The sequence below is a fragment of the Flavobacterium soli DSM 19725 genome (genome assembly GCF_000422705.1).
Lineage (GTDB): Bacteria > Bacteroidota > Bacteroidia > Flavobacteriales > Flavobacteriaceae > Flavobacterium > Flavobacterium soli.
Genome location: NZ_AUGO01000014.1, coordinates 58,625 through 85,558 on the forward strand (window position 1 = coordinate 58,625; position 26,934 = coordinate 85,558).

Here is a 26,934-nt window from a genome sequence, read left to right on the forward strand (position 1 = left end):
TTGTTTAGAAGCTATGTTTTTAGAATCTCATTTAGGATAAAAAATTAGCAAAAAGTAATTGGAATTTTTTAAAAAAAGGAGACCATAAATGAAGCTATAAATTATTAACTATTCATAAAAACCATTGTTTTATTGTTTAGAGTAGATAGTATTGATAAATTAAAATAGAATTTATCAATACTATCGTTTAGTGTTATAATTAATAATTTAATAGGGGTTTTTTGTTCCATTTGTATAATGTCACGTTTTTTCCAAAGCACTTTTGGGTGACAACCTATACATTTGAAATCTATTAACCAAAGAATATTTTTTATGAAAAAATTTACCTTACTCATTGTATGCTTGCTAGCTTTTGCATCAGAAATTCATGCACAATGCATCAACACACTTCCGAATCCATCCGAATCCATCATCTCAAATAATTCTGGAGATCCACAAGAAATCAGCAGTTGTGTCTATACTGGAAATTTTTCTACCGTTTCTAATATCAATTTAGATCAAAGTTATATTTTTAGTTTGACTTCTTCTGGAGAGGCAGTTGAAAAATATATCACGGTGACTGATATTAATAATAATGTTATTGCACATGGTTTGACGCCATTGACTGTTGAAAATATGTCTTACGAATCGGTTCGTGTTCATTATAGTGAAAATGCTGAATGTGAAACCGAAGAGTGGTGTTTGAATTCTTATGTAACAGCAATTCTAAGTTGTCCATTTCCTACAGATATTTTGATTAACAATGTAACTACTACCAATGCAACATTTAGTTGGATTCCAGGAGGAACAGAAAGTTCTTGGCAAGTTTTAGTATTGCCAATGGGCGATGATGCTCCAACACCTGAAACCTCGGGAATTGTTGTAGAAGAAGATCCCGAATATAGTGTAGATAACTTGACTGCCGCAAATCAATATCAGTTTTACATCAGATCTAATTGTGAGTCAGAGTTTAGCCCTTGGAGAGGACCTTATAATTTCAATAGTGGTTGTGTTCCCGTTGAAATATTAAATGAAAATTTTGACACATTAGAATATGGCGATATACCAAGCTGCTGGAATGTTCAAAAAGTGGGTGCTTCATCCGACACCTTTGTTGGGGTAAATGGAGGTTTTTCAAATTCGGCTCCGAACACTATACAAATTGCGAATGGTTCTTCGGCTTCAACGGTGAATATTTTACTGATTTCACCTCAATTGTCAACGGTTACAACAGGAACTCATAGGCTAAAATTTTATGCTAGAGGTTATGGCAACGTATCGGTTCAAGTGGGAACAGTAAACACCATGACGGCTGATGCTGTTTTTACATCAAAGGAAACAATCAATGCAACTGCAAATTTCACCGAATATACCGTTGATTTTACAGATTATGAAGGAACAAACAACTTCATCGCTTTCCGTCATGCCAATACAAGTACTTATAATCCAATTTTCTTAGATGATATTCGTTGGGAACTTGCACCATTGTGTCCAGATTTAGATGATATTATCGTTACAGAAGTAACTACTTCTTCCGCAACAATAGGATGGGAACCAGGTGGTTCTGAAACACAATGGGACGTGGTTTATTCTGACACCATTGAAGATCCAACACTTTTAACGCCAGTTTCTCCTTCACCTTCCGAAAATCCAGAAGTTACAATCAACGGCTTACAGCCAAATACAACTTATAAAGCTTGGATTCGTTCTTCTTGTGGAGAAGAGTTTGGTGTTGGAGCATGGATGAACCCCGTAACATTTACAACACCATGTGTAGCAACGAGTTTAGTAAATGAGAATTTTGAAACAACAGATTTTGGAGATTTGCCTGCATGTTGGTCAGCAATATTGGGTGGAAGTTCCGTAATTAACAGTACAGTTATTGTAACCACTGGAAACGGAACTGCAGGATCAAAAGCAGTTGCTTTAAGCAATTCAGATGAGGGAGATAATCCTAAAATTATATTGGTTTCTCCACATTTGAATACTGTAACTACTGGAACACATCGATTAAAGTTTCATGCTAAATCGAATTCTCCTGCTACGATAGAAGTTGGGACAGTTGGAAGTCCAGCTCAAGGAACAACATTTACATCTTTAGAAGATTTTGAAATAAATCATATTTATAGCGAATTTGTAGTAGATTATACAACCTATTCAGGTAGTGATAATTATGTTGCCATCCGAAATACTTCGGGACAATATATTACGGTTTATGTAGATAATTTCCGTTGGGAAATAGCTCCCCTTTGTGATGATGTTACGGCAATACAAGTGCAAAATGTTACGGCAACTACAGCAGAGGTTAATTGGACTAGTAACGATGGAGAAACACAATGGGATTTGGTTTATGGAACAGCAGATGTAACTGATCCTACGTCATTAACCCCAATTTCTCCAGCACCAAGTGTAGAGGCAGAGGCATCTCTTTCAGCATTAACACCGGATACGGCTTACAAACTTTGGGTACGTTCAGCTTGTGGAGGTGATCAAGGAAACGGAGCTTGGATTGGACCAATAGATTTTAGAACGGCTTGTTTGCCAACTGGTACTTTCAGCGAAGGATTTGAAACCACTGAATATGGTGATCTTCCAAATTGTTGGTCGGCTGTTTTAGCAGGACCAACAATTCCTCAAAACGCAGCCGTTAGAACCGTAAACAATGATGCCGCTTTTGGAACAAATGCAGTAGAGTTGCATGCAAATAATGCTCAAGCAGCAGATGTTGTCATGTTGGTTTCGCCTTATCTGAATACATTATCAAACGGAACACACCGATTGAAGTTTTATGCCAGAAGTTATAATGATAATTCAACACTACAAGTTGGAACTTTAAATGGTAATTCAAGTCAGGCCACTTTTACGGTGTTCCAACCATTAACTTTGCAAAATAACGGGTACAATGAATATGTAATCGATTTTGAAAATTATTCAGGTGCGGATACTTATATTGGCTTTAGGAATACAACAGGAAATTACAATTCTATTTTCTTGGATAATATCCGATGGGAAATTAATCCGTCTTGTCCAGATGTATCAAGCTTGACTATTGCTGATATTACAGATAATTCGGCTACTGTGAGTTGGACTGAAGCAGGGGATGAGCCTAATTGGCAAGTGGTTCACGGATTGACAACAGTAACGGATCCTTCTACTTTAACTCCGAGTGAAGAAATTGACATCCCTATTTTTGGTATTGACGGATTGGAAGACAATACTTTTTATAATGTTTGGGTTCGTTCGGTTTGTGGAGGACCTGACGGATTTGGAGCTTGGATCGGACCAGTTGTGTTTAGAACAAAATGTTCTGAAACAACAGTTCCTTATGTACAAGATTTTCAATCGGTTTCTGTTCCAAACTTGCCAGACTGTGTTACTTTACAAACAATAGGATCTGGAAATAGCTGGGATACCACTTGGGGGGATTCTGCTTATGGTTTCGAAGGATATGTGTTGCGATACAATAACAGTTCCGTTGATGCGAATGCTTGGTTTTTCACGCAAGGTATTCAGTTGACAGGTGGTTCAGAATATACTATTTCCTATAAATATGGAAATAACAGTAACGATAATTATGCAGAAAGTTTGCATGTTCTTTATGGATCAGAGCCTGTTGCAAATGCAATGACAGAAGAAATAGCAGATCATCCAACAATTGATAACGGAATGGCGATGATGAACGAAGTAACTTTCACGCCAGAAACATCAGGAATTTATTATTTCGGATTTAATGCTTATTCAAGTCCGAATCAAGGCCAGTTGTTTTTGGATGATATCGAGGTTACTGCTACACTTTCTAATCCAGATTTTAGCTTCAATAGCCTAGTTGTTTATCCAAATCCGGTGAAAGATATTTTGAATGTTTCGAATCAAGAAACAATTACCAACATAACAATCTTTAATATGTTGGGACAAAAGGTTTTGGAGTCTAATCTTAATGAAACAAATCCAAAAATCGATATGTCATCACTTTCAAGCGGAAGTTATTTGGCTAAGATCACTTCTGGAAATTCAACCAAAACTATGAAAGTAATAAAAGAATAAATTTGAGTTAGTTACTTTTTTAAGCCTTCGGAATTTTTTTCTGAAGGCTTTTTTTTTTGACTTTATTTAGAAAATCTAAATGTTTTTTACTTTTAAAAACCTCCATATCATAATTATTTGACCGATTAGACATTATCTAAAAACTTGTAGGTTAAATATCGTTGCAAATTCTTCAATAAAATTAATAAATGTAAATATTACATTTATTTATAATCAATAAAAATGTTATTTAATTGATAATTGTTTATTTATTGATTTCATATTTTGCTTTATATTAAAATAAATGTAATATTGTAAAACCAACCCTAAGTACCAATTTTGCAAATTATGTATCCTAAAGCTCCTTTTCATAAAAGTTTTTACTACAATAAAATTGCTTTTTTATGGCTGTTTTTAGGCTTTAATGTAGTGGCTCAGAATGAGGCTTTGGAATATTTTGATTTAAAAGAAGTGAGATTGCTGGAAAGCCCTTTTAGCAGGGCCATGGAAAAGGATAGGGAATATCTGCTTGAAATGGATGCCGACAGGCTTTTGGCACCTTACTTAAAAGAAGCAGGTCTTGTTTCCAAGAAAGAGAATTATCCCAACTGGGAAAGTACAGGATTGGATGGTCATATTGGAGGTCACTATCTTTCAGCATTATCGCTACTGTATGCTTCAACTGGAGAGGATGCTATTTTAGCCAAGGTGAATTATTTTGTAGACGAATTGGAACGCTGTAAAAAGGTAAATGGTAACGGTTATCTTTCCGGTATTCCAAATGGAAAAAAGATATGGGAAGAAATAGCCAATGCCGATATTAAAGCCAGTTCTTTCGGATTGAATGATCGTTGGGTTCCGCTATACAACATTCACAAAACCTATTCATGCTTGCGTGATGCCTATCTTTATGCAGGAAATGAAAAGGCAAAGCAAATGCTTTTATCGCTTACAGATTGGATGCTAAAAGAAGTTTCTGGGTTAAATGAAATCCAGATCCAAGACATGCTTCGAAGTGAACACGGCGGACTGAATGAGATTTTTGCAGATGTTTATGCCATGACGGGAAATAAAGAGTATCTAACACTTGCTCAAAAATTTTCCCACAAAGCAATATTAGATCCTTTGATTGCAGGACAGGATAATCTGAATGGAATGCATGCCAATACTCAGATTCCCAAAGTGATCGGGTTTAAACGAATTGCTGATCTTTCCCAAAACAAGCAATGGGATGATGCTTCCACTTTTTTTTGGAAAAATGTAACAGGAAAACGATCAGTGGTAATTGGAGGAAATAGCGTGAGCGAACATTTTAACGCTACAGATGATTTTTCGGGCATGATCAAGAGTATAGAAGGTCCTGAAACCTGCAATACCTACAATATGCTCAAGCTTACCAAGCAACTCTATGCAACATCTCCAACAACGGACTACATTGAATATTATGAAAAAGCTTTATACAACCATATTTTAACGACCCAGCATGCTGAAAAGGGTGGGTTCGTTTACTTCACGCCCATGAGACCAGGTCATTATCGTGTATATTCTCAACCGGAAACCAGTTTTTGGTGCTGTGTCGGTTCGGGTATGGAAAACCATGTCAAATATGGCGAAATGATTTATGCTCATCAAGGCGACAATTTATACGTAAACCTATTTATTCCATCAAAGCTCAATTGGAAATCCAAAAAAATAAAAGTTTTTCAGGAGAATAATTTTCCAGAAGAAGCTTCTACGAAGTTGACGATTGAGGTGGAAAAGAAAACTTTTTTTTCTCTGAAACTAAGGTCTCCGAAATGGACAGAAAAGCAAAAGGTAAAAATTCTCCTTAACGGTAAACAATACAAAACTAAAGAAGATAAATTCGGCTATTACACTATTTCAAGAAATTGGAAAAAAGGCGATCAGGTAGTGTTTCAATTGCCAATGCGACTCCAACAAGAACAGCTTCCAGATGGATCTGATTATTATGCTTTTACCTATGGCCCTGTGCTTTTGGCTTCTCGTTATGGAAGTGAAAACCAAAAAGGTCTTTTTGCAGATGATAGTCGGGGTGGGCATATTGCTAACGGGCCACAGATTCCATTGGCAGAGATTCCGATACTTTTAGAAAGTTCAGCTTCCTTGTTGAGTCATATCAATCCAATCAAGGAACATCCGCTTTCCTTTCATTTGGATGGCATCTACCAAGAACAATTCTCAAAAGGATTTGATCTACTGCCTTTTTATAAGATTCAAGCCGAACGCTACATCATCTATTGGCCTAAAGCCGATGCTGAAAAGGTGGAAGCCCTGCAAAAACAAAGGGTCAAAAAAGAAAATCAAGAACTCAAGCTCGATGCTATAACAACGGACAAGATGGTGGCTGGCGAACAACAGTCAGAAGCAGATCATTTCATTCAAATGGAAAATTCCAACACAGGTTACAGGGAAGACCTACATTTCAGGGATGCAAAAGGTTGGTTCAGTTATCAAATGAAAAATAAAACTGCCAATGCTCGATATCTATATGTAGCCTATTTTGATGCCAATGCAAAGAGTGTAATGAATATCAGTATTAATGGAAGGCTCCTCATCACAAAAGAAATGAAGGGAACATCAGGTGCTTCTGTGCAGTACTTGCAACTACCCCTTTCGGAGGTTGATTATACAAAGGAAACCATCACAGTTAAATTTTCTGGACAAGATAATGTGCCTACTTCAAAAATAGTTGAGGTTAGGCTATTGGACACTGTCTATAATTTGAATGAATAAAAATTAACATTAAAAAAATACATATAAACACTTTAAAAAATAAGATAATGAAACAAAACCTATTCAATTTAGGATTTTTTGGAAATAAAACTACAGTACTTGCTACTACAGTTTTGCTTTCGGTTAGTGGTCTATCTGCACAAACTTTTTCAAATTTTAGTTACCGAGGTAATGATGCGATTTATACCAAAAACCCTTTGAAAGCGGATGAATTTTATTCTCCAATTCTCCAAGGATGTTACCCAGATCCAAGTATTACAAAAAAAGGGAATGATTATTATTTGGTAAATTCTTCGTTTGCAATGTTTCCAGGAGTGCCAATTTTTCATTCTAACGATTTGGTGAATTGGAAACAAATCGGACACGTTTTGGACCGTCCTTCACAATTAAAAGTTGAAAGTGCAGGAATTTCGGCAGGAATTTATGCTCCAGACATTAAATACAATAAAAACAACGATACGTTCTACATGATCACTACGCAATTCGCTGGTGGCATGGGAAACATGGTCGTGAAAACTAAAGATCCAATGAAAGGATGGAGCGATCCAATCAAACTTCAATTTGACGGAATTGATCCTTCGCTTTTCTTTGACGATAACGGAAAAGCGTATGTAGTGCATAACGACGCTCCGGATAAAGGAAAAGAATTGTACAGTGGACATCGTGTCATCAAAATTTGGGATTATGATGTTGAAAATGATAAAGTAATTCCGGGTTCAGACAAAATTATTGTGGATGGAGGAATCGATATCACCCAAAAACCAATTTGGATTGAAGGACCACATATTTATAAAAAAGATGGTCGTTACTATTTGATGTGTGCCGAAGGTGGAACTGGAGATTGGCACAGCGAAGTGATTTTGGTAAGTGACAGTCCAAAAGGACCTTTCAAACCAGCTCCAAACAATCCGATTTTAACCCAAAGATATTTCGTAAAGGACAGAAAAGACAAGGTAGATTGGGCTGGTCATGCTGATTTGGTTGAAGGACCAAACGGAAAATACTATGGTGTGTTTTTGGCAGTTCGACCAAACGACAAGCTTCGTGTAAACACAGGCCGTGAAACTTTTATTTTGCCAATTGATTGGAGTGGAGAATTTCCGATTTTCGAAAACGGATTAATTCCGTTGCAACCAAAATTGAAAATGCCAGCTGGTGTTCAAAATCAAACGGGTCAGAATGGTTTTTTACCTAACGGAAATTTCACTTTTACAGAAAATTTCAAAAACGAAAAGTTAGACATGAGATGGATTGGTCTTAGAGGGCCACGAGAAAACTTTATTTCAATTGCAAAAGAAGGATTGAAAGTGAAGCCTTTTTCGTCTAATATCAAGGCGATGGCACCAACATCAACCCTTTTTTACAGACAGCAACACGCTACATTCGAAGCGACTACAACCTTGCAATACAAACCAAAATCAGAAAAAGATTTAGCAGGAATTGTTTGCTATCAGAATGAGAAATTCCATTATGTTTTAGGGTTAACCAAAAAAGCAAACGATTTTTATATTGTATTGGAAAGAACGGAAGGTGAAACTTCAAAAGTTATCGCAAGTGAAAAAATCAGCCTAGGAAAAGACGTCCAGTTCAAAGTGGAAGCCAAAGGTGATGCCTATTCTTTCAGCTATTCGCTTGATGGAAAAAGTTTTAAAAACCTTGGCGGAACAGTTTCTGGAGCTATCCTTTCTACCGATGTTGCAAAAGGCTTTACAGGAAGCATGATTGGTTTGTACAGCACTTCTGGAAATGATATCCAGCCATAATTTAGAATCTATCTGGTTTTGACTTTCGTCTTAAATCAGACAAAAAGAAATAAAATGATAAGAAAAATTGGTTTTCTGTATACTGTAGTAGTTTTTTTCAACTGCGGAAATACTAGTCAGTTGAAGGCTCAATCTGTGTCAAATGAAACTACAGCTTACACCAATCCTGTGATTTGGGCAGATCTTCCAGATTTGTCCATAACGCGATCGGGAAGCGATTTCTATCTCATCAGTACCACCATGCATTTGATGCCTGGAGCACCTGTCATGAAGTCGAAAGATTTGGTGCATTGGGAGACTGTGAGTTATGTTTTTGACCGTTTGACCGATAATTCAAAATATGATTTGCTCGACGGAACGGTTTACGGTCGTGGCCAATGGGCTTCGTCTATCCGACATCATGACGGAAAATATTACGTATTGTTTTCGCCAAATGATGAACCTTTCAAATCCTATATTTTTTCAACCGATGATCCTTCTGGAAAATGGAAATTGGTTTCAAGAACCGATCATTTTCATGATGCCTCGCTTTTTTTTGACGACGATGGAAGGGTGTATGTTTTCTATGAATCAGGTATGATTAGAGAACTAAAAAGCGATTTGTCAGGACCAAAAGAAGGTGGAATTGCCATGAAGTTATTCGAACGAGATGCCGAAGAAACGGGTTTGCTGGAAGGAAGTCAAGTTGTAAAACACAACGGAAAATACTATTTATTGATGATTTCGTGGCCAAAAAACGGCAGACGAAGACAATTGTGTTACAGGGCCGACAACATAACCGGACCTTATGAAAAGAAAGTAATTCTGGACGACAATTTTGCTGGTTTTTCAAACGTTGCCCAAGGTTGCATTATCGATGATGAAAACGGAAATTGGTACGGATTGGTCTTTCAAGATAGAGGAGGAGTGGGTCGTGTTCCAACCCTGATGCCTTGTCGCTGGGTTGACGGTTGGCCCATGCTTGGCGATGAAAAGGGTCGTGTTCCAGCCGAAGGCAAAATTCCGCTTAAAGCGTATGACAACCAAAACGGAATTATCTCAAGTGATGATTTTTCAAGCGAAAAATTAAATATTAATTGGCAATGGAATCATAATCCCGTGAATAAAGCTTGGTCGTTAAAGGACCGACAAGGGTATCTGAGATTAAAAACCAGTCGGGTTGTGGATAATATTTATTTGGCTCCAAACACCATTACGCAAAGAATGTATGGTCCAAAATGTTCAGGAACCGTAAGTTTGGATGTTTCGGAAATGAAAGATGGCGATGTTGCTGGTTTTAGTGCTTTTAATGGCGATTCGGGACTTCTTTCAGTCGTTGCAATTGGAGATGAAAAATACATCACGATGTCCACAAATGTTGTTCAATTACAGGAAAAGACAAAAGCTGTTTTGTCGGTTGAGGTAAATGAAATGGCTCGAATTCCTTTAAAAGATGATAAGGTTTTCTTTAGAATTGATGCTGATTTTAATCTGAAGAAAGACACAGCCCAATTTTATTACAGCACCGATAACAAAAATTGGAAACCAATCGGACAAGAGTTCAAGATGATTTTTGATTACAGAAGATTTTTTATGGGAACCAAGTTCGCCATTTTCAATTATGCTACAAAAAATATTGGAGGTTTTGTAGATGTAGATTTTTTCGAAATTAACGACACTTCAAAAATCAAATAAATGATTATGAAAAATTCAATTGTATTTGTTCTATGTTTCTTTTCAGTACTATATGCTTCTGCACAAACTATTGAAAAGCAAGCTCCAAAAGGTTTTGATGTGGAAAAAAAAGAAATTCCACATGGCAAAATTGATACGATTCAATACCATTCATCAACAGTCGGAACTAACAGAAAAGCCTTGGTATATACACCTCCAGGATTTAAAAAGAGTGAAAAATATCCCGTTTTGTACCTGCTTCATGGAATTGGCGGAGATGAAAAAGAATGGTTTAAAAACGGAACACCTCATATTATTTTAGACAATCTTTATGCACAAGGAAAGCTGAAGCCAATGATTGTGGTTTTGCCGAACGGAAGAGCCATGAAAGATGATCGGGCAACCGGAGATATTTGGGAAAAAGACAAGGTGGAAGCCTTTACAACATTCGAAAAAGATTTATTGAACGATTTAATTCCATTTGTTGAGAAAAATTATCCGGTTAAAAAAGACAGAGAAAATAGAGCGATTGCAGGACTTTCGATGGGTGGCGGACAAACCTTAAATTTCGGGTTGGGCAATATCAATAAATTTGCTTGGGTTGGAGGTTTTTCATCTGCACCAAATACAAAAGAACCTCAAGAATTGCTTCCAAATCCTGCTAAAGCAAAAGAATTGAAACTGCTTTGGATTTCGTGTGCCGATCAGGATCGATTGATGCCTTTCAGCAAAAGAACAAGCGATTATCTGACAGAAAATAAAATTCCACATGTTTTTTATATAGAACCAGGAGGACACGATTTCAAAGTCTGGAAAAATGATTTATATCTGTTTTCTCAATTACTTTTCAAACCTGTAAATCAACAAGAAGTCAATGATTTATTACAGTCAGAATAATTATGATTTTAAATATTCATCAAATTAATTTTTTTCTTTTACTGTGTACTTTTTTCAGCGGAATTGCATTTGCACAACAAACATCTGGAATCACAGAAAATATCATTTCAAATGAGAATGGTTTTCCAATAGTTTCAGTTGATGGAAAAGCTACTGCTATTTTTTATGACGCTTCAGAAGATGTAGCTGTAATTCGGGCTGTAAAAGATTTGCAGTCGGATATTCAAAAAGTCACAGGAAAACTACCGAATCTTTCAACATTAGAAACTTCTGGCGATTTTGAAATCATCATCGGAACTTTGGGAGACAACAAAATAATTGACCAATTAGTTGCATCAAAAAAAATAGATACTAAGGATTTAAAAGGAAAATGGGAAAGTTTTGTAATCACAACTTTAGAAAATAGAAAGTCCAAAAAACAGCTCATCATTGCAGGAAGCGACAGACGTGGAACGATTTATGGAATCTATGAACTGTCCAAACAATTAGGGGTTTCTCCTTGGCATTATTGGAGCGATGTTCCCGTCCAAAAACGCTCTTCGGCTTATGTAATTCCGGGATATTTTGCTTCGGGTGAACCAAAAGTAAAATACCGTGGGATTTTTATTAATGATGAAGAACCGGCTTTTGGAACTTGGACACGAACCAAATTTGGAGGCATCAACAGCAAAATGTATTCGCACATGTTCGAACTTTTGCTTCGTCTTCGTGCGAATTATTTTTGGCCTGCCATGTGGGGAAAAGCCTTCAATGAAGATGATCCTATGAATCCAAAAGTTGCAGATGAATACGTAATTGTGATGGGAACTTCACACCATGAACCGATGATGAGAGCCCAAAAGGAATGGGGAAATCACAGAACGGAATACGGAAACGGAGAATGGAATTACCACACCAATAAAGAAGGTCTTCTAAAATTTTGGGAAGATGGCTTTAGCCGAAATAAAAGCTATGACAATCTAGTTACGATGGGAATGCGAGGCGATGGTGACGAACCCATGAGCGATTTGGGAAGTGCCGAAGCCAATTTCAAATTGTTGGAACAAATCATGCGTGACCAAAGGAAAATCATTGAAAAAGTAACCAAAAAACCGGCGAAAGAAACACCTCAACTTTGGGCTTTGTACAGCGAAGTTCTGGAATATTATGACCTTGGAATGAAAGTTCCTGAAGACATGACGATTCTGCTTTGTGACGACAACTGGGGAAATGTCCGAAGATTGCCAGATTTGAATGGAAAAAAGCATCCTGGAGGTTATGGAATGTACTACCATGTGGATCTTCACGGAGCTCCAAGAGCCTATCAATGACTGAATATGACACAAATTCCGCACATGTGGGAACAATTGCAACTAACCTACGGTTATGGCGTTGACAAAATCTGGATTCTCAATGTAGGAGACTTAAAGCCAAATGAATATCCAATGGATTTTTTCCTGAACATGGCGTGGAATCCCACTTCTTTTACACAGGATAATCTTGAAAATTATACAGTAAAATTTACTGAAGATGATTTTGGAAAGTTTAATGCCAAAGAAATTGCAGAAATCATCAATTTATATTGTAAATACAATGCAAGAGTTTCCGCAGAAATGATGAATCATAAAACTTACAATCTTCAAAGTGGCGAATTTCTGCAAGTGAGAGATTCGTATTTAGCTTTGGAAACAAGAGCTTTAAGGCAATTTATCAATTTGGATGAAGCTTACAAAGATACTTACAAACAGATTGTTTTGCATCCTGTTCGTGCAATGGCAAATCTGTACGATATGTATTATGCAGTAGCAATGAATCACAAATTGGCGGAAGAAAAAGATCTAAAAGCGAATTATTGGGCAGATTATGCCGATGAATGTTTCGCCAGAGATGCAGATTACACAAAAGATTACAACCTCAACATTTCGGGCGGAAAATGGAATCACATGATGGACCAAACCCACATCGGCTATACATCTTGGGATGAACCGAAAGAAGGAAATATCAAGCCAATCATTTACAGAATCAAGCCCGAAGAAGCAAAAACGGGCGGTTATATTTTCGAAGAAAAGAATAGAGTAGTGGTGATGGAAGCCGAGCATTTTTTTGAAACTAAAGCTCCAGCAAAAACAAAATGGACGGTTATTCCAGATTTAGGAAGAACACTTTCGGGAATTGCTTTGATGCCTTACACCGAAAAAACAGACGGAGCTTTAATCAATTATCAATTAAAATTAAAAAATAATCCTTCGACCATAAAAGTGCATTTCTTCTTCGATTCTACATTACCTTTCAAGAATGGCGGTCATAGTGTAAAAGTTTCTTTTGATGGAAAAAACCCAAAAACCATCGGGATCAATCAAGAATTGACTTGGGCAAATAATTATACCAAAATGTATCCAACCTCTGCATCAAGATTGATTGAAAAAACAGAAACATTTACACTTCCAACAAATCAAAGCGGAGTTTATAATTTGATAATTGAACCCTTAGACCCGGGAATTGTCTTGTATAAAATTGTAATTGACAATGGAGGTTATGAAGAAACCTATCTAAAAATGTCTGAGAGTCCTAAAAACCGATAAAACCAAATCCTATGAATAGTTCTAAAATAATTTTGACGCTATTTTTACTCATTTCTACAACGAATTTGAGTTTTTCACAGAATAAAAAAGATAAGGTTTCTGCCCAGAAAGAATTTCGATATACCAACCCCATTACACGTGATTCTACTATTTCTATGCGCGATCATTTTATCATCAAAGTCGATGATTTGTGGTATTGTGTGGGAACTTCAAATCCAGTTTGGACAGGGCCAAATCCTGGAGTCCGAATGTTGGTTTCTAAAGATATGGTGAATTGGAAACAGCATTCTTTCATCATTGATGCCAAGAAACTTCCGAAAGATTCTCCATACAACGGAAGATTTTGGGCACCAGAAATTCATTTTATCCAAGGAAAATATTGGCTACTTGTCAACAGCGGAAAAGTCACCAAAGAAGATCCGAAAGGAATGGGCACTCACAGCATTTGGTTGTTTTCAGCGGATAAAGTGACTGGACCTTATAATTTGGTAAATGGTCCTTTGACACCACAATATAATAATGATTCAACTTTGTTTGAAGATGAGGATGGTCAGGTGTATCTGTATTGCAGTGGTAACGGACTTTTTCAGGCGAAAATTGATCTGAAAACAGGAAAATTAACAACTCCGATAGAAAAATTTTTAGATAAAAAACAACCAGGCTGGCCAGAATGGATGGTTGGTGGAATCGAAGGGCCTTTTGTCATCAAAAAAGAAGGAACTTATTTTATGTTTTTCTCCACTTGGACACGAGGTTATGAAGTCGGTTTATTAAAATCAAAATCACCTTTGGGACCTTGGGAATTGGCTTCACCTGAACCTATTTTTGGAACTAGAAAAAAAGGATACAGAACAGAAATGGCGAAAGAAAACGGCTACGACAACCTATTCTTTACCGATACCGAAGATCCTTATCAGGAAACGGGACACAATGCTCTTTTCATCGGTCCAGACGGAAATCTCTGGAATTCTTGCCATTATTTTATGTATGAAAAAAGACCTTATCCCTACAGTCAAACTTTTGAACCTTGGGAATCAGGACCACAAATGGGAATCGAACCAGTTCATTATAAAGATGGAATGTTCTACATCACAGGACCAACTTGGACCGAACAGATTATAAAATATTAAGTTTGAAATTTAAGAAATGACAACGAAATCATTACTAAAAAACTGTTTAACGTTTGGATTATTATTTTTCGGATTACACTTTTTTGCCCAAAATCCAATCATTCAAACCGCCTACACTGCCGATCCAGCTCCGATGGTTTTCAACGACCGATTGTATGTCTATACCAGTCATGATGAAGATGATTCTACGTGGTTTACAATGAACGACTGGAAACTGTTTTCCACCAATGATATGGTCAACTGGACAGATCACGGCGTTGTTTTATCGTATAATGATTTTGATTGGGCAAAACGTGATGCATGGGCTCCACAATGTATCGAACGAAATGGTAAATTTTTTATGTATGTGCCAATGTGGTCTAAAACCAATAACAAAGGTGCAATCGGGGTTGCAGTTGCCGATAGTCCGTTCGGGCCATTTCACGACCCGCTTGGAAAACCGCTTGTTCAGAGTGAATGGGGCGATATCGATCCGACGGTTTTCATTGATGATGATGGTCAAGCTCACATGTATTGGGGAAATCCAAAGCTCAAATATGTAAAGCTAAATGAAGATATGATTTCCTATTCCGGCGATATTGTTGAAGTGCCAATGACCGAAGAATCTTTCGGCAAAAGGGAAGGCAATCCGGAAAGACCTACAAAATATGAAGAAGGTCCGTGGCTTTACAAACGCAAAGAACTGTATTATTTGTTTTGGCCGGGAGGTCCGCTTCCTGAATTTATTGGCTATTCCACCAGCAAAAATGCCCAAGGTCCTTGGAAATACGGCGGAATCATCATGCCATCCGAAGGAAAATCGTTTACCAATCATCCGGGAGTTATTGATTTCAGAGGGAAAACTTATTTTTTCTATCACAATGGTGCTTTGCCAGGCGGTAGCGGATTTACAAGATCTGTTTGTGTGGATGAACTTAATTTCAATAAAGAGGGTTCCATTTCACCTTTCAAAATGAAAAATGGAATTACAAAAGCAATTGCTACTGTAAATCCATACACTTTCAATCAGGCGGAAATGATAGCTTGGTCGGAAAATGTAAAATCCTATCAGAACAAAGTTGCAGGAGTTTTCATCAAAGCAAAGAAAAGTGGAGCTTATTCGTGTGTGAAAAATGTAGATTTTGGAAAAGAAGGAGCTCAATCGTTTTCCGCAAGGGTAGGAACAACCCATAATGAAGAGGTATTTATGGAAGTTCGATTAGATGGGGTAGAAGGACCAATCGTTGGCACAATTAAAGTTCCATTGACGGGAGGAGACGACCGTTTTGAAACGGTTAAAATCAATTTATCAAACAAAATTACAGGAATCCACAATCTATATTTCGTGTTTAAGGGAAAAGCAGAAAAAGACATTATGTTTTTCGACTACTGGACGTTTTCAAAATAAATTACAATGAAAAAAAATATAATTCTATCGTTAATAAGCTTCTTTTTTTTATCGAATATTTTCGCACAAGTTGCCGAAATCTCAAGTCCGGATGGCAAACTTAAACTGAATATTTTTTCGGAAGATGGAAAAGCATCCTACTCCGTGACTTTTCAAGGGAAATCGATGCTTGAAAAATCACCTTTAGGTTTAATTACCAACGAATCTGATTTTTCTAAAAATTTAAAGTTTATTGAAAGCAAAAAAGATTTTGTTTCCAAAAAATACAGCAACGAGAAAATCAAAAAATCGGAAGTTGAATACAAAGCCAACACTTTGACTGTCGATTTTACCAATTCCGATGAGTTCAATATAGCGATTGAATTTCAGGTAAGTGACAACAATATCGCGTTTCGATATGAAGTTTTACCCATGAAAGACCGTTTTAGCTGTGTGGTTTTGTCGGAAGTAACAGGATTTAGATTTCCTTCACAAACAACCACTTTTTTGTCACCCATGATGAAGCCGATGACAGGTTTTGCACGAACAGCACCAAGCTACGAAAGTGGCTACAAAGCTGATGCTGAATTAGGAACAAAAGCCGATTATGGTTACGTTTTTCCCGGACTTTTTCACATCGGAAATGACGGTTGGGTTATGCTGTCAGAAACGGGAGTTAGTAGTTTGTATTGTGCTTCTCATCTTGACACCACTTCAGATAAAAATCTTTATCACGTTGCCTATCCGAATAGGGCTGAAAACAATGGTTTCGGAAGTACAGGTGCAACGCTTTCTCTTCCAGGAAAAACACCTTGGAGAACCATTACAGTTGGAGAAACTTTAAAGCCAATCGTAGAAACTACGATTCCTTTTGATGTGGTAGAACCACTTTACGAACCTTCAAAAAAGTATAATTTTGGACGTTCAACTTGGAGCTGGATTCTTTGGCAGGACAACAGTATGAACTATGAAGACCAAGTAAAATTTATCGATTTGGCATCAAAAATTGGTTATGAATACATTTTGATGGATGCTCTTTGGGATAAAAACATTGGCAAAGAAAGAATGAAAGAACTTGTCCAATATGCGAAATCCAAAAATGTTAATGTGATGCTTTGGTACAATTCAAATGGCACTGCCAATGATGCTCCAATGGGACCGAGAAACAAAATGAGTTCTTCCATTGAAAGAAAAAAAGAAATGAAATGGCTGAAAGAAGTTGGAGTAAAAGGATTGAAAGTCGATTTCTTCGGAGGAGACAAACAGGAAACAATGCGTTTGTATGAAGATATTTTGTCGGATGCCAATGATTTTGGTCTTATGATTATTTTTCACGGTGCCACTTTGCCAAGAGGTTGGGAAGTGATGTACCCAAATTTTGCTGGAAGCGAAGCCGTTTTAGCTTCAGAAATGCTTTATTTTTCGGAAGATGTTCGTAAGCAGGAAGCCTTTTTTGCGACTTTGCATCCGTTTATCCGAAATACAGTTGGAAGTATGGAATTCGGAGGGACTTTTCTCAATAAATTTTTAACCAAATCCAATACAGAAAAAAATAAAAGATTAACAAGCGACGGATTTCAGTTGGCGACGGCAGTTTTGTTTCAAAATCCAATTCAGATGTTTGCAGTAATGCCAAATAACCTGACAGATGCTCCAAAATTCCAATTGGATTTTATGAAAGACGTTCCAACCCTTTGGGACGAAACGGTTTTCATCGACGGTTATCCTGGGAAATATTCGGTCATTGCAAGAAGACATCACGATAAATGGTATGTTGTAGGCGTGAATGCCGAAAAAACGTCTAAAAAATTAAAACTCATTCTTCCCATGTTGGCAGGCAAAAAAGTGGAACTAATCAATGACGATAAAGCCGGAAATACTTTCACAAAGACGATTTCCATTAATAAGAAGGGAGAATACGAAATTGAAATACAACCAAGTGGAGGATTTGTATTGAAGAATTAATTGATATAAAAAAGTATTTTACTTGACACCCATAAACTTAAACGTAAATCCGTCGGCTACTTTTGCCTTGTATTTTACCTCGTCAAAGGTGTAAAGAAACGATCCTTTTCTTGATGAACTTCGGTCTTTTTCTTCAATTTTAATTAAGATGTCTAGAGCATTTATTTTATTGATGAAATTTCGTTTGTCGAGTTCTTCACCCAGAATAACTTCATAAACCGATTGAAGTTGTTTCATCGTAAATTTTTCAGGCAACAATTCAAACCCAATAGGTTTTGTAGCAACACTGTGTCGTAGCCAACTGATTGCATCGGATACCATTTGGTTGTGATCAAAAATTAGTGGTGGAGCCTCGTTAATCGAAAACCATTTGGCCGAAAAATCTTCATTTATTTTTGTCTTTTCGGTAAGATTAATTAAGGCAAAATAGGAAACCGAAACCGTTCTTTCAACAGGATCACGATCCAAAGCACTGTAGGTTTGCAATTGTTCCAAATAGACATTTTCCAAGCCCGTCAGATGGTGCAAAACACGATTGGCAGCTTCGTCCAGACTTTCATTTTTCTTTAAAAAACCTCCCATCAATGACCAATTGCCTTTTTCAGGTTCAAAATCTCTTTTTATCAGTAATATTTTCAAATCCTGCTTATCAAATCCAAAAATAATACAGTCAACCGCTAGTAAAAATTTATCCTGTTCCGTATAGTTTTCCATAATTGCAAAAAAGCAAATATACTAAAGTAGTTTGTAAATGAACCCTAATTCCAACACAGAAATCAGTTGTATTAAATATTTAAGTGTATAAATTACATTTATTAAAAAAGTACCTTATATTTGTTCTATTAACCTAGATTTCTCTATACAAAGTCTTTTTAGAAATTAAAGATTAAAAACGATAGCACATGAAAAAATACGTAATTGGATTGGATTATGGAACCGATTCTGTCAGGGCCGTTTTGATTGATACTGATAACGGTTCAGAAATAGTATCTGAAGTACATTTTTACAAAAGATGGAAAGCCAATCTATTTTGCAATCCATCAAAAAACCAATTCAGGCAACATCCTTTAGATCACATAGAAGGATTGGAACACACCATCAAAACGGTGGTTTCAAGAAGTGGAGTAACTCCCGAAACGGTAGTTGGAATTTGTATTGATACGACAGGTTCATCACCAATCCCAATAACCAAAAACGGAATTCCATTGGCTTTCGCCGAAGGATTTGAAGAAAATCCAAATGCGATGATGGTACTTTGGAAAGACCATACGGCTATAAAAGAAGCAGCGGAAATCAACAATTTGGCTGCAAACTGGGGAGGAGAAGATTTTACCAAATTTGAAGGAGGAATCTATTCTTCCGAATGGTTTTGGGCAAAAATCCTCCACATTATTAGAAAAGACGAAGCGGTTAAAAAAGCAACCCACACTTGGATGGAACATTGCGATTGGTTAACATATTTGTTGATTGAAAACGAGGACTTAAAAACATTTAAACGAAGCCGTTGTGCTGCAGGACATAAAGCGATGTGGCACGAAAGCTGGAACGGACTTCCTTCCGAAGAATTTCTTTCCAAACTCGATCCTTATTTGGGAGATTTGAGAAAAAATCTCTATCAGGAAACTTTCACATCAGATGTTGTAGCTGGAAATTTAAGTACAGAATGGGCTGAAAAGTTAGGTTTGACAACGAATACAGTCGTGGCAGTTGGAACTTTCGATGCACATGCTGGAGCTGTTGGAGCCAAAATCGACGAGCATGTTTTAGTTCGGATTATGGGAACTTCAACCTGCGATATCATGATTTCTTCGCCTGATGCTATTGGCACCCATACCGTAAAAGGAATTTGTGGCCAAGTTGACGGCTCGGTTGTTCCCGGATTGATTGGATTGGAGGCTGGACAATCTGCTTTTGGTGATGTCTTGGCGTGGTTCAAAGATTTGCTTTCATGGCCAATTGATTATTTGGTGATGCAATCTGACATTCTTTCGGAAGGACAAAAACTGTTGCTTCAAGCAGAAATCGAAACCAATTTTATAAAAACTTTGACTGCTCAAGCTGAAAATATTCCCTTGACAGAAGCCGTTCCGATTGCCTTGGACTGGATCAATGGCAGAAGGACTCCAGACGCCAATCAAGAATTGAAAAGTGCTCTTTCAGGTTTGTCATTGGGAACAAAAGCACCCCATATTTTCAAGGCTTTGGTTAATGCCATTTGTTTTGGTTCGAAAATGATTGTTGAACGTTTTGAATCTGAAGGAATCAAAATTGATACTGTCATCGGAATTGGAGGTGTCGCTAGAAAATCGCCTTTTATCATGCAAACGCTTGCCAATGTTTTAAATAAACCAATAAAAGTGGCACAATCCGATCAGGCTCCAGCATTGGGAGCTGCTATTTATGCTGCTGTTGCTGCTGGAGTTTATGAAAATGTAATCCAAGCGAGCCAAAAAATGGGAAGCGATTTTGAAGCTGTTTATTTTCCGCAATTAGATCAAGTCAAAGAATATCAGATCACACTAGAATCCTACAAACTTCTTGGTGATTTTGTAGAAATACTAATCCAATCTAAAAGATATGAACTCCATTTATAAAGACTTAAAACAGGAGTGTTATGAGGCCAATATGCAATTAGATGCCTTGAATCTCGTTATTTACACCTTCGGAAACGTAAGTGCTGTTGATCGTTCGAAAGGTATTTTTGCAATCAAGCCAAGTGGCGTTCCGTATGAAATCCTCAAACCAGAAGATATCGTGATTGTTGATTTTGAAAATAATATCGTCGAAGGAACGATGAGACCATCATCCGACACAAAAACACATGCCTATCTCTATAAACATTGGGAAAATATTGGAGGAATCGCCCATACTCATGCAACTTTTTCGGTGGCTTGGGCTCAAGCACAACGCGATATTCCGATTTTCGGAACCACTCATGCCGATCATCTCACGACCGATATTCCATGTGCTCCACCAATGTCGGACGAATTGATTCAAGGAAATTATGAACACAATACAGGAATTCAAATTTTGGATTGTTTCAAGGAAAAAAAGCTTTCGTATGAAGAAGTGGAGATGGTTTTAATTGGCAATCACGGACCCTTCACTTGGGGAAAAAATGCAGCCAAAGCTGTTTACAATAGCAAGGTTTTGGAGGCTGTCGCCGAAATGGCTCATCTGACATTGCAAATCAACCCGAATGCCCCAAGATTAAAAGACGCATTAATTCAAAAACACTACGATCGTAAGCATGGGAAAGATGCCTATTATGGTCAATAATTTTATATAAAATGATAGATATTACCGCAAAAGAAGTTTGGTTTGTAACGGGAAGCCAACATTTATATGGCGAAGAAACCTTGAAACAGGTAGCCATAAACTCTGAAGAAATAGTAAAAAATCTCTATGCTTCAACCCATATTCCAGTGAAAATGGTGTACAAAGGAGTTTTAAAAAGTTCCGATGAAGTAGAACAATTGATGCAGGAAGCCAATTTCGAAAAAAATTGCATTGGAATTGTAGCTTGGATGCATACTTTTTCGCCTGCCAAAATGTGGATCCGAGGTTTAAGTCTTTTGAAGAAACCTTTGTGCCATTTGCATACACAATTCAATGCCGAAATTCCGTGGCAAACCATCAACATGGATTTTATGAACCTGAACCAATCGGCTCATGGCGACAGGGAATTTGGCTTTATGATGAGTAGGATGCGAAAAAAACGCAAGGTAATCGTAGGACATTGGAAAGCCGATAAAGTACAGCAAAAACTAGGAATCTGGACCCGTGTGGCTTTGGCTTGGGACGATCTTCAAGGTGCTAAATTTGCCCGAATTGGCGATAATATGCGTGAAGTTGCCGTTACCGAAGGCGATAAAGTTGAAGCCCAAATGCGTTTTGGATTCTCGGTAAACGGTTATGATTCTTCGGATGTTGTGAAGCACATCAAGCAAGTTTCGGACCAACAGGTTCAGGATTTGATGGCAGTTTATGAAGCGTCTTATAACTTGACTTCTTCTTTGCAAGAAGGTGGTTCGATGCGAGAGTCTTTGGCGGAAGCCGCAAAAATTGAATTGGGATTGAGAGCTTTTTTAGAAGAAGGAAATTTTAAAGGTTTTACCGATACCTTCGAAAATCTTGGCGAATTGAGACAGTTGCCAGGAATTGCAACACAGCGATTGATGGCTGATGGATATGGTTTTGGAGGAGAAGGCGACTGGAAAACGGCGGCATTGTTGAGAGCCGTGAAAGTTATGAATGTAGGACTTGAAGGCGGAACCTCGTTCATGGAAGATTATACCTATCATTTCACAGGCGATAAATCCTATGTTTTAGGTTCGCACATGTTGGAAATTTGTCCGTCGATTGCTGCTGGAAAACCTTCATGCGAAGTGCATCCTCTTGGAATAGGAGGCAAGGAAGATCCTGTTCGCTTGGTGTTCAATTCGCCTGCTGGAAATGCCATCAATGCTTCTTTGATTGATATGGGAAATCGTTTCAGGCTGTTGGTCAACGAAGTAGAAGCGGTCGAGCCGATGCAGGATTTGCCAAATCTTCCCGTTGCACGAGTACTTTGGGATGCAAAACCCGATCTTGAAACGGCTGCAACAGCATGGATCTTGGCAGGTGGAGCTCATCATACCGTATATAGTCAGGCCATAACTACTGAATATATGGAAGATTTTGCCGATATTGCAGGCATAGAATTACTGGTGATGGACGACAAAACCAACATCAGGGATTTCAAGGATAAAATCAATGCCAATGAAGTATATTATCATTTGTTCCAGCATAAAATGTAACTCAAAATAAATACGATCATGGGTAGAAAATATAAATATGGTTTTTGTCTTATGCTAAGCTGTATGCTGTTTTTCAGTTGCAAAGACGATAAAAAAGAAGAAAAAATGACAACAGAAAACATGATTCAAAAAGGGTCTATCGAAAAATCAGAATATGCCACAACTCCTGAAGGGGTGAAAATTGAAAAATATACGTTGGAAAATTCTAACAGAATGAAAGTCGAAATCATCACTTTTGGCGGAATTATCACATCCCTTACAGCTCCAGATAAAAATGGAAAGTATGAAGATGTGGTGTTGAGTTATACCACTCCAGAAGATTATTTTGAAGGAAATCCGTATTTTTTTGGTGCCATAATCGGAAGATTTGGCAACCGAATTGCGAAAGGACAATTTTCGCTTGACGGAAAAAAACACCAATTGACCATTAACGACGGTCCGAACCAGTTGCACGGCGGAAAAGGTTTTGACAAGGTAGTTTGGACGGCAACTCCTGTTGAAGATGCAGAACATCCAACCCTAAAACTTTCCTACACCAGCAAAGATGGGGAAGAAGGCTATCCGGGAAATTTGGCTACCGTTGTTACTTACACTTTAACAGCTGATAATGCTCTCGAAATTGCTTATGAAGCCACAACCGATCAAAAAACGATTGTGAATTTGACACAGCATTCTTATTTTAACCTTTCGGCAAATTTTAGCAACACCATTCTAGATCACGAATTGATGATGAAAGCTGGGAAAATGCTTCCTGTTGATGCAACTTTAATTCCGACAGGTGAATTGAAGCCAGTTGCTGGAACGCCATTCGATTTTACGAAAGCAAAAGAAATTGGAAAAGATATCAATGCAAAAGATGATCAGCTTGAAAAAGGTTTGGGATATGATCATTGCTGGGTTTTTGATGACCAGAATAAAAGCTTGAAAGAAGTGGCGACTTTATATCACAAAGCTTCAGGACGTTTTATGCAGGTTTACACGGATCAGCCTGGAATTCAGTTCTACAGTGGTAATTTCCTTGATGGAAAAAAAGCCAGCAAAACAGGTGGAAATTATGAAAAACGTACAGGTTTATGCCTAGAGACACAGCACTTTCCTGATGCTCCAAACCATCCTGAATTTCCTTCGGTTGTGTTGAATCCAGGAGAAAAATATACGACTAAAACTACTTATAAATTTTCTGTGAGATAATTTTAAAGTTAAATAAATAAAGATAAAAGCCGGTTGCACTTTCAAAGTAAACCGGCTTTTTTGCTATAAAAACTTCGCTTTCAACTCCGGTGTCGGAATCATGCAAGCATCTTTTTTTCCATACCATTTATAGCGATTTTTGGCTACATAATCATAAATAGGATTTCGAAGTGAAGTTGGGATAATCTTAAAAATGATACTCAAACCTAAAAATCCTCCCAGATGCTTTGCTATTTCAATTGCAGCAGATGATTTATAGAAATAGGCAATTCCAGGTTCGTATAAAATAATACTGTCAATATTTTTGGTATCAATACCAATGTGTTTCAGAATTTCTTGACCCAAATCAGATTGCAAGGCAACAAACCTGAAAACATCTTTTTTATCTCTTTTTATGACGTATTGCACAAACGAATCACACAAATTGCAAACGCCATCAAACAGAATTATCTTTTTATCCTTCGGTAAATTCATTTTTTTATTTTTTTGCTTCAACAAATTCTAGAGCATCCAAACTCACAGTTGATGTAAAAACACCATAATTTACAACCGCTTTGTTTCTTTCAATTTTGTCGATCGTTCCTATAGATTTTCCGTCTAGCATTCGAACCCTATCTCCAAGTTTCAGTACGGGTTTTGGTTTTTCAGGAACCAAAGAAGCCTTGATTTTCTTTTCTTTTTTCTCCTGACGGATTTCCTCCACCTGAACCGTAACTTCCTTGATGATTTCTTTTTTAATTTCCTGTTTGACTTTTATTTCCTTAGGAGTTGCCTTTTTTCGTTTCGAATTTTCTATCTCAATGATTTTTAGGAATTCTCCAATCAAATCTTTTTTATTTTTATTATTGAAATATTTCTCGGCAATATCATCAATTTTTTGTCCAATGTAAATAATCTTCTGATTGCTGTCATATAATTCCTGATAGCTTTCCAGTTTTTGCTTGATTTTCGCATTGGTAGCTTCCATCTTCTTGCTTTCTTCTCTCGCTTTTGTTTCTTCTTCTTTTAAATTCAAAGAAGTTTTTTCGAGTTTTGAACGTTCTTTTTGCAAGGTTGCAATCGTCTTGTCAAATCGCACTTTTCCGCCTTCAATTTTCTTTTTTGCACGATTGATCAAACCAAACGGAATCCCATTTTTTTGAGCTACTTCAAAAGTGAATGAACTTCCGGCTTGACCCAAAATCAATTTATACATCGGTTCAAGTGATTTTTCATCAAAAAGCATGTTTGCATTTGTAGCAAAAGGCAACTCATTCGCCAGCATTTTCAAATTGGAATAATGAGTCGTAATGATTCCAAAAGCTTCCCGATGATAAAATTCTTCCAAGAATGTTTCGGCCAAAGCACCACCCAATTCTGGGTCAGAACCTGTACCAAATTCATCAATCAGAAACATCGTTTTGCTATTGCATTTCTTCAAAAAGTAGTTCATGTTTTTGAGTCGGTAACTGTAGGTACTCAAATGATTTTCAATAGATTGGTTGTCTCCAATGTCCGTCAAGATTCTGTCAAACAAAAACGTTTCGCTTCGTTCGTGAACCGGAATCAACATACCGCTTTGCAACATTAATTGCAAGAGTCCAACGGTTTTCAGCGAGATGGTTTTTCCTCCAGCATTCGGTCCAGAAATCACAATAATCCTGCTTTCCTGATGCAATTCGATCGTTTGAGGATACGTAATTTCTTTTTTCTGCTTGTTCGTCAAATACAAGATAGGATGGAAGGCTTCCCTAAAAAACAATCTTCTGTTTTCAGTAATCGTCGGCAAAATTCCGTTGATTTTATTTGCATATTTAGCTTTTGCCGAAACGACATCAATATCGCTCAAGAAATCCTGATACTGAATAATCAAAGGCAAAAACGGCCGAATATCATTCGAAAGTTGTTTTAAAATCCTCTCAATTTCTTCCTTTTCTTCGTATTCCAAATTGCTCAATTCACGCGAATATTTTAAGGTTGCTTCAGGCTCAATATAAGCGATACTTCCTGTTTTGGAACTGCCCAAAATAGAACCTTTCACTTTCCTTCTATACATTGCCAAAACCGCCAAAACCCTACGGTTTTCAACAAAACTTTCCTTGATGTCATCCAGATAACCCAAACCACTGTATTGCAATAGCGAAAGTCCAAAACTCTGGTTTACTTTCCCTCGAACCACCTTCATCTCGCTTCTGATATGCTGTAAATCCGGTGAAGCATTGTCTTTGATTTCGCCATATTTATCCACGACAACTTCAATTTTCTTGATGATGTCTTTCGTCAATTCAAGTTCCGAAGCCCTGTTGTTCAAGGTCGGATAATAGTCGTCAAACTTCTTGAAAAACTGCAAAAGTGTGTTGGAAGTATCCGAAATATTGGCAATTTTCCTAAAACTGCCCACTTCCAAAGTACTATTTTCAATTGCCAGAAACTTGATTTCGTGTGCAATCGAGTCGAAACCGTGGTTCGGAATCGCGTTATTATTTTGAAACGACGAAACATATTCTGATGTTTGGCTCAAAGCCTCCATCAACGTTTCCTTGTCCTTGAAAGGCGTGATGTTCAATGCTTTTTCCATACCCAAATCGGTGTTGCAAAGCGCCGAAACGGTCTCTAAAACGGTAGGAAATTGTAAATCTTGTAAAGTTTTTTCTGTTATGGATATCATGTTCCGTTATAAGTTGGGAAGCCCCAAAGTTACAAAGATTCACACGATTATTGAATCGGCTTTAGCTTTAATTTAGGAGCAAAACAATGGCATTTGTTCAATCCATATTCCCGCCTTTTTTCCAAATCTTTTGTCCCGAACCCCGGGACAAAAGGATTTTCCCTTAAGTCGGGGCTAGATGAAACCTTTAGGCTTCTTTTAATCCT

Annotated in this window: 15 protein-coding genes and 1 pseudogene; 13 read left to right on the top strand and 3 right to left on the bottom strand. The window is 37.3% G+C overall.

All coding sequences use genetic code 11. The features are described from left to right. The first annotated feature begins 312 nt into the window (after positions 1-312). The 9 genes and pseudogenes from G508_RS0114310 to G508_RS0114355 all read left to right on the top strand — a co-directional run bounded on the left by G508_RS0114310 (position 313) and on the right by G508_RS0114355 (position 18,091). Positions 313-4,023, top strand: coding sequence for a T9SS-dependent choice-of-anchor J family protein (locus G508_RS0114310; RefSeq protein WP_026705968.1), 3,711 nt, complete (start codon positions 313-315; stop codon positions 4,021-4,023). A 327-nt stretch (positions 4,024-4,350) separates the two neighbouring features. After that, positions 4,351-6,756 (top strand): glycoside hydrolase family 127 protein, encoded by a 2,406-nt coding sequence (locus tag G508_RS19090; protein ID WP_084625997.1) that lies wholly within the window; start codon positions 4,351-4,353, stop codon positions 6,754-6,756. 47 nt (positions 6,757-6,803) lie between these two features. Next, entirely contained in the window at positions 6,804-8,519 is a 1,716-nt protein-coding gene (locus tag G508_RS19095; RefSeq protein ID WP_035694870.1) for a glycoside hydrolase family 43 protein, read from the top strand. Between the two features lie 54 nt (positions 8,520-8,573). Then, positions 8,574-10,193, top strand: a complete 1,620-nt coding sequence (locus G508_RS19100; RefSeq protein ID WP_051197663.1) for a glycoside hydrolase family 43 protein — start codon at positions 8,574-8,576, stop codon at positions 10,191-10,193. Positions 10,194-10,199: 6 nt separating this feature from the next. Continuing rightward, positions 10,200-11,069 (top strand): alpha/beta hydrolase, encoded by an 870-nt coding sequence (locus G508_RS0114335; RefSeq protein ID WP_035694890.1) that lies wholly within the window; start codon positions 10,200-10,202, stop codon positions 11,067-11,069. A 2-nt stretch (positions 11,070-11,071) separates the two neighbouring features. Then, a pseudogene (locus G508_RS20560) lies at positions 11,072-13,630 on the top strand (glycosyl hydrolase 115 family protein). Positions 13,631-13,641: 11 nt separating this feature from the next. Then, positions 13,642-14,760, top strand: coding sequence for a glycoside hydrolase family 43 protein (locus tag G508_RS0114345; RefSeq protein WP_026705970.1), 1,119 nt, complete (start codon positions 13,642-13,644; stop codon positions 14,758-14,760). A 16-nt stretch (positions 14,761-14,776) separates the two neighbouring features. Further along, on the top strand, positions 14,777-16,147 hold the full coding sequence (locus G508_RS0114350) for a glycoside hydrolase family 43 protein (protein ID WP_026705971.1): 1,371 nt from the start codon (positions 14,777-14,779) through the stop codon (positions 16,145-16,147). 6 nt (positions 16,148-16,153) lie between these two features. Further along, on the top strand, positions 16,154-18,091 hold the full coding sequence (locus tag G508_RS0114355) for a glycoside hydrolase family 97 protein (protein WP_026705972.1): 1,938 nt from the start codon (positions 16,154-16,156) through the stop codon (positions 18,089-18,091). A gap of 18 nt (positions 18,092-18,109) precedes the next feature. Here G508_RS0114355 and G508_RS0114360 read toward each other — a convergent pair whose 3' ends face one another. Further along, the gene (locus tag G508_RS0114360) at positions 18,110-18,805 is read right to left on the bottom strand and encodes an NUDIX hydrolase (RefSeq protein ID WP_157486038.1); all 696 of its coding nucleotides are present in this window, start codon (positions 18,803-18,805) and stop codon (positions 18,110-18,112) included. Positions 18,806-18,993: 188 nt separating this feature from the next. On the opposite strand from G508_RS0114360, the gene G508_RS0114365 reads away from it, so the two are divergent. The 4 genes from G508_RS0114365 (at position 18,994) to G508_RS0114380 (ending at position 24,081) form a co-directional block, all read left to right on the top strand. Further along, positions 18,994-20,685: a ribulokinase gene (locus tag G508_RS0114365; protein WP_026705974.1), complete on the top strand. Its 1,692-nt coding sequence runs from the start codon at positions 18,994-18,996 to the stop codon at positions 20,683-20,685. Then, a complete protein-coding gene (locus G508_RS0114370) occupies positions 20,669-21,370 on the top strand; it encodes an L-ribulose-5-phosphate 4-epimerase (RefSeq protein WP_026705975.1) in 702 nt (233 codons plus the stop codon). Before G508_RS0114365 ends, G508_RS0114370 begins: the two co-directional genes overlap by 17 nt. Before the next feature lie 11 nt (positions 21,371-21,381). Next, the gene (araA, locus tag G508_RS0114375; protein ID WP_026705976.1) at positions 21,382-22,890 is read left to right on the top strand and encodes an L-arabinose isomerase; all 1,509 of its coding nucleotides are present in this window, start codon (positions 21,382-21,384) and stop codon (positions 22,888-22,890) included. Between the two features lie 105 nt (positions 22,891-22,995). Then, on the top strand, positions 22,996-24,081 hold the full coding sequence (locus G508_RS0114380) for an aldose epimerase family protein (RefSeq protein WP_245569874.1): 1,086 nt from the start codon (positions 22,996-22,998) through the stop codon (positions 24,079-24,081). A 63-nt stretch (positions 24,082-24,144) separates the two neighbouring features. On the opposite strand, the gene G508_RS0114385 is transcribed toward G508_RS0114380, so the two are convergent. Further along, positions 24,145-24,555, bottom strand: a complete 411-nt coding sequence (locus tag G508_RS0114385) for a thiol-disulfide oxidoreductase DCC family protein (RefSeq protein ID WP_026705978.1) — start codon at positions 24,553-24,555, stop codon at positions 24,145-24,147. Between the two features lie 4 nt (positions 24,556-24,559). Beyond that, on the bottom strand, positions 24,560-26,728 hold the full coding sequence (locus tag G508_RS0114390; RefSeq protein WP_026705979.1) for an endonuclease MutS2: 2,169 nt from the start codon (positions 26,726-26,728) through the stop codon (positions 24,560-24,562). Positions 26,729-26,934: the final 206 nt, after the last annotated feature.

Coding starts and splice junctions, on each gene's coding strand:
- araA (WP_026705976.1), top strand. CDS start 21,382: ATGATAGATATTACCGCAAAAGAAGTTTGGTTTGTAACGGGAAGCCAA.
- G508_RS0114370 (WP_026705975.1), top strand. CDS start 20,669: ATGAACTCCATTTATAAAGACTTAAAACAGGAGTGTTATGAGGCCAAT.
- G508_RS19090 (WP_084625997.1), top strand. CDS start 4,351: ATGTATCCTAAAGCTCCTTTTCATAAAAGTTTTTACTACAATAAAATT.
- G508_RS0114360 (WP_157486038.1), bottom strand. CDS start 18,805: ATGGAAAACTATACGGAACAGGATAAATTTTTACTAGCGGTTGACTGT.
- G508_RS0114380 (WP_245569874.1), top strand. CDS start 22,996: ATGACAACAGAAAACATGATTCAAAAAGGGTCTATCGAAAAATCAGAA.
- G508_RS0114335 (WP_035694890.1), top strand. CDS start 10,200: ATGAAAAATTCAATTGTATTTGTTCTATGTTTCTTTTCAGTACTATAT.
- G508_RS0114310 (WP_026705968.1), top strand. CDS start 313: ATGAAAAAATTTACCTTACTCATTGTATGCTTGCTAGCTTTTGCATCA.
- G508_RS0114345 (WP_026705970.1), top strand. CDS start 13,642: ATGAATAGTTCTAAAATAATTTTGACGCTATTTTTACTCATTTCTACA.
- G508_RS0114390 (WP_026705979.1), bottom strand. CDS start 26,728: ATGATATCCATAACAGAAAAAACTTTACAAGATTTACAATTTCCTACC.
- G508_RS0114355 (WP_026705972.1), top strand. CDS start 16,154: ATGAAAAAAAATATAATTCTATCGTTAATAAGCTTCTTTTTTTTATCG.
- G508_RS0114350 (WP_026705971.1), top strand. CDS start 14,777: ATGACAACGAAATCATTACTAAAAAACTGTTTAACGTTTGGATTATTA.
- G508_RS19100 (WP_051197663.1), top strand. CDS start 8,574: ATGATAAGAAAAATTGGTTTTCTGTATACTGTAGTAGTTTTTTTCAAC.
- G508_RS19095 (WP_035694870.1), top strand. CDS start 6,804: ATGAAACAAAACCTATTCAATTTAGGATTTTTTGGAAATAAAACTACA.
- G508_RS0114385 (WP_026705978.1), bottom strand. CDS start 24,555: ATGAATTTACCGAAGGATAAAAAGATAATTCTGTTTGATGGCGTTTGC.
- G508_RS0114365 (WP_026705974.1), top strand. CDS start 18,994: ATGAAAAAATACGTAATTGGATTGGATTATGGAACCGATTCTGTCAGG.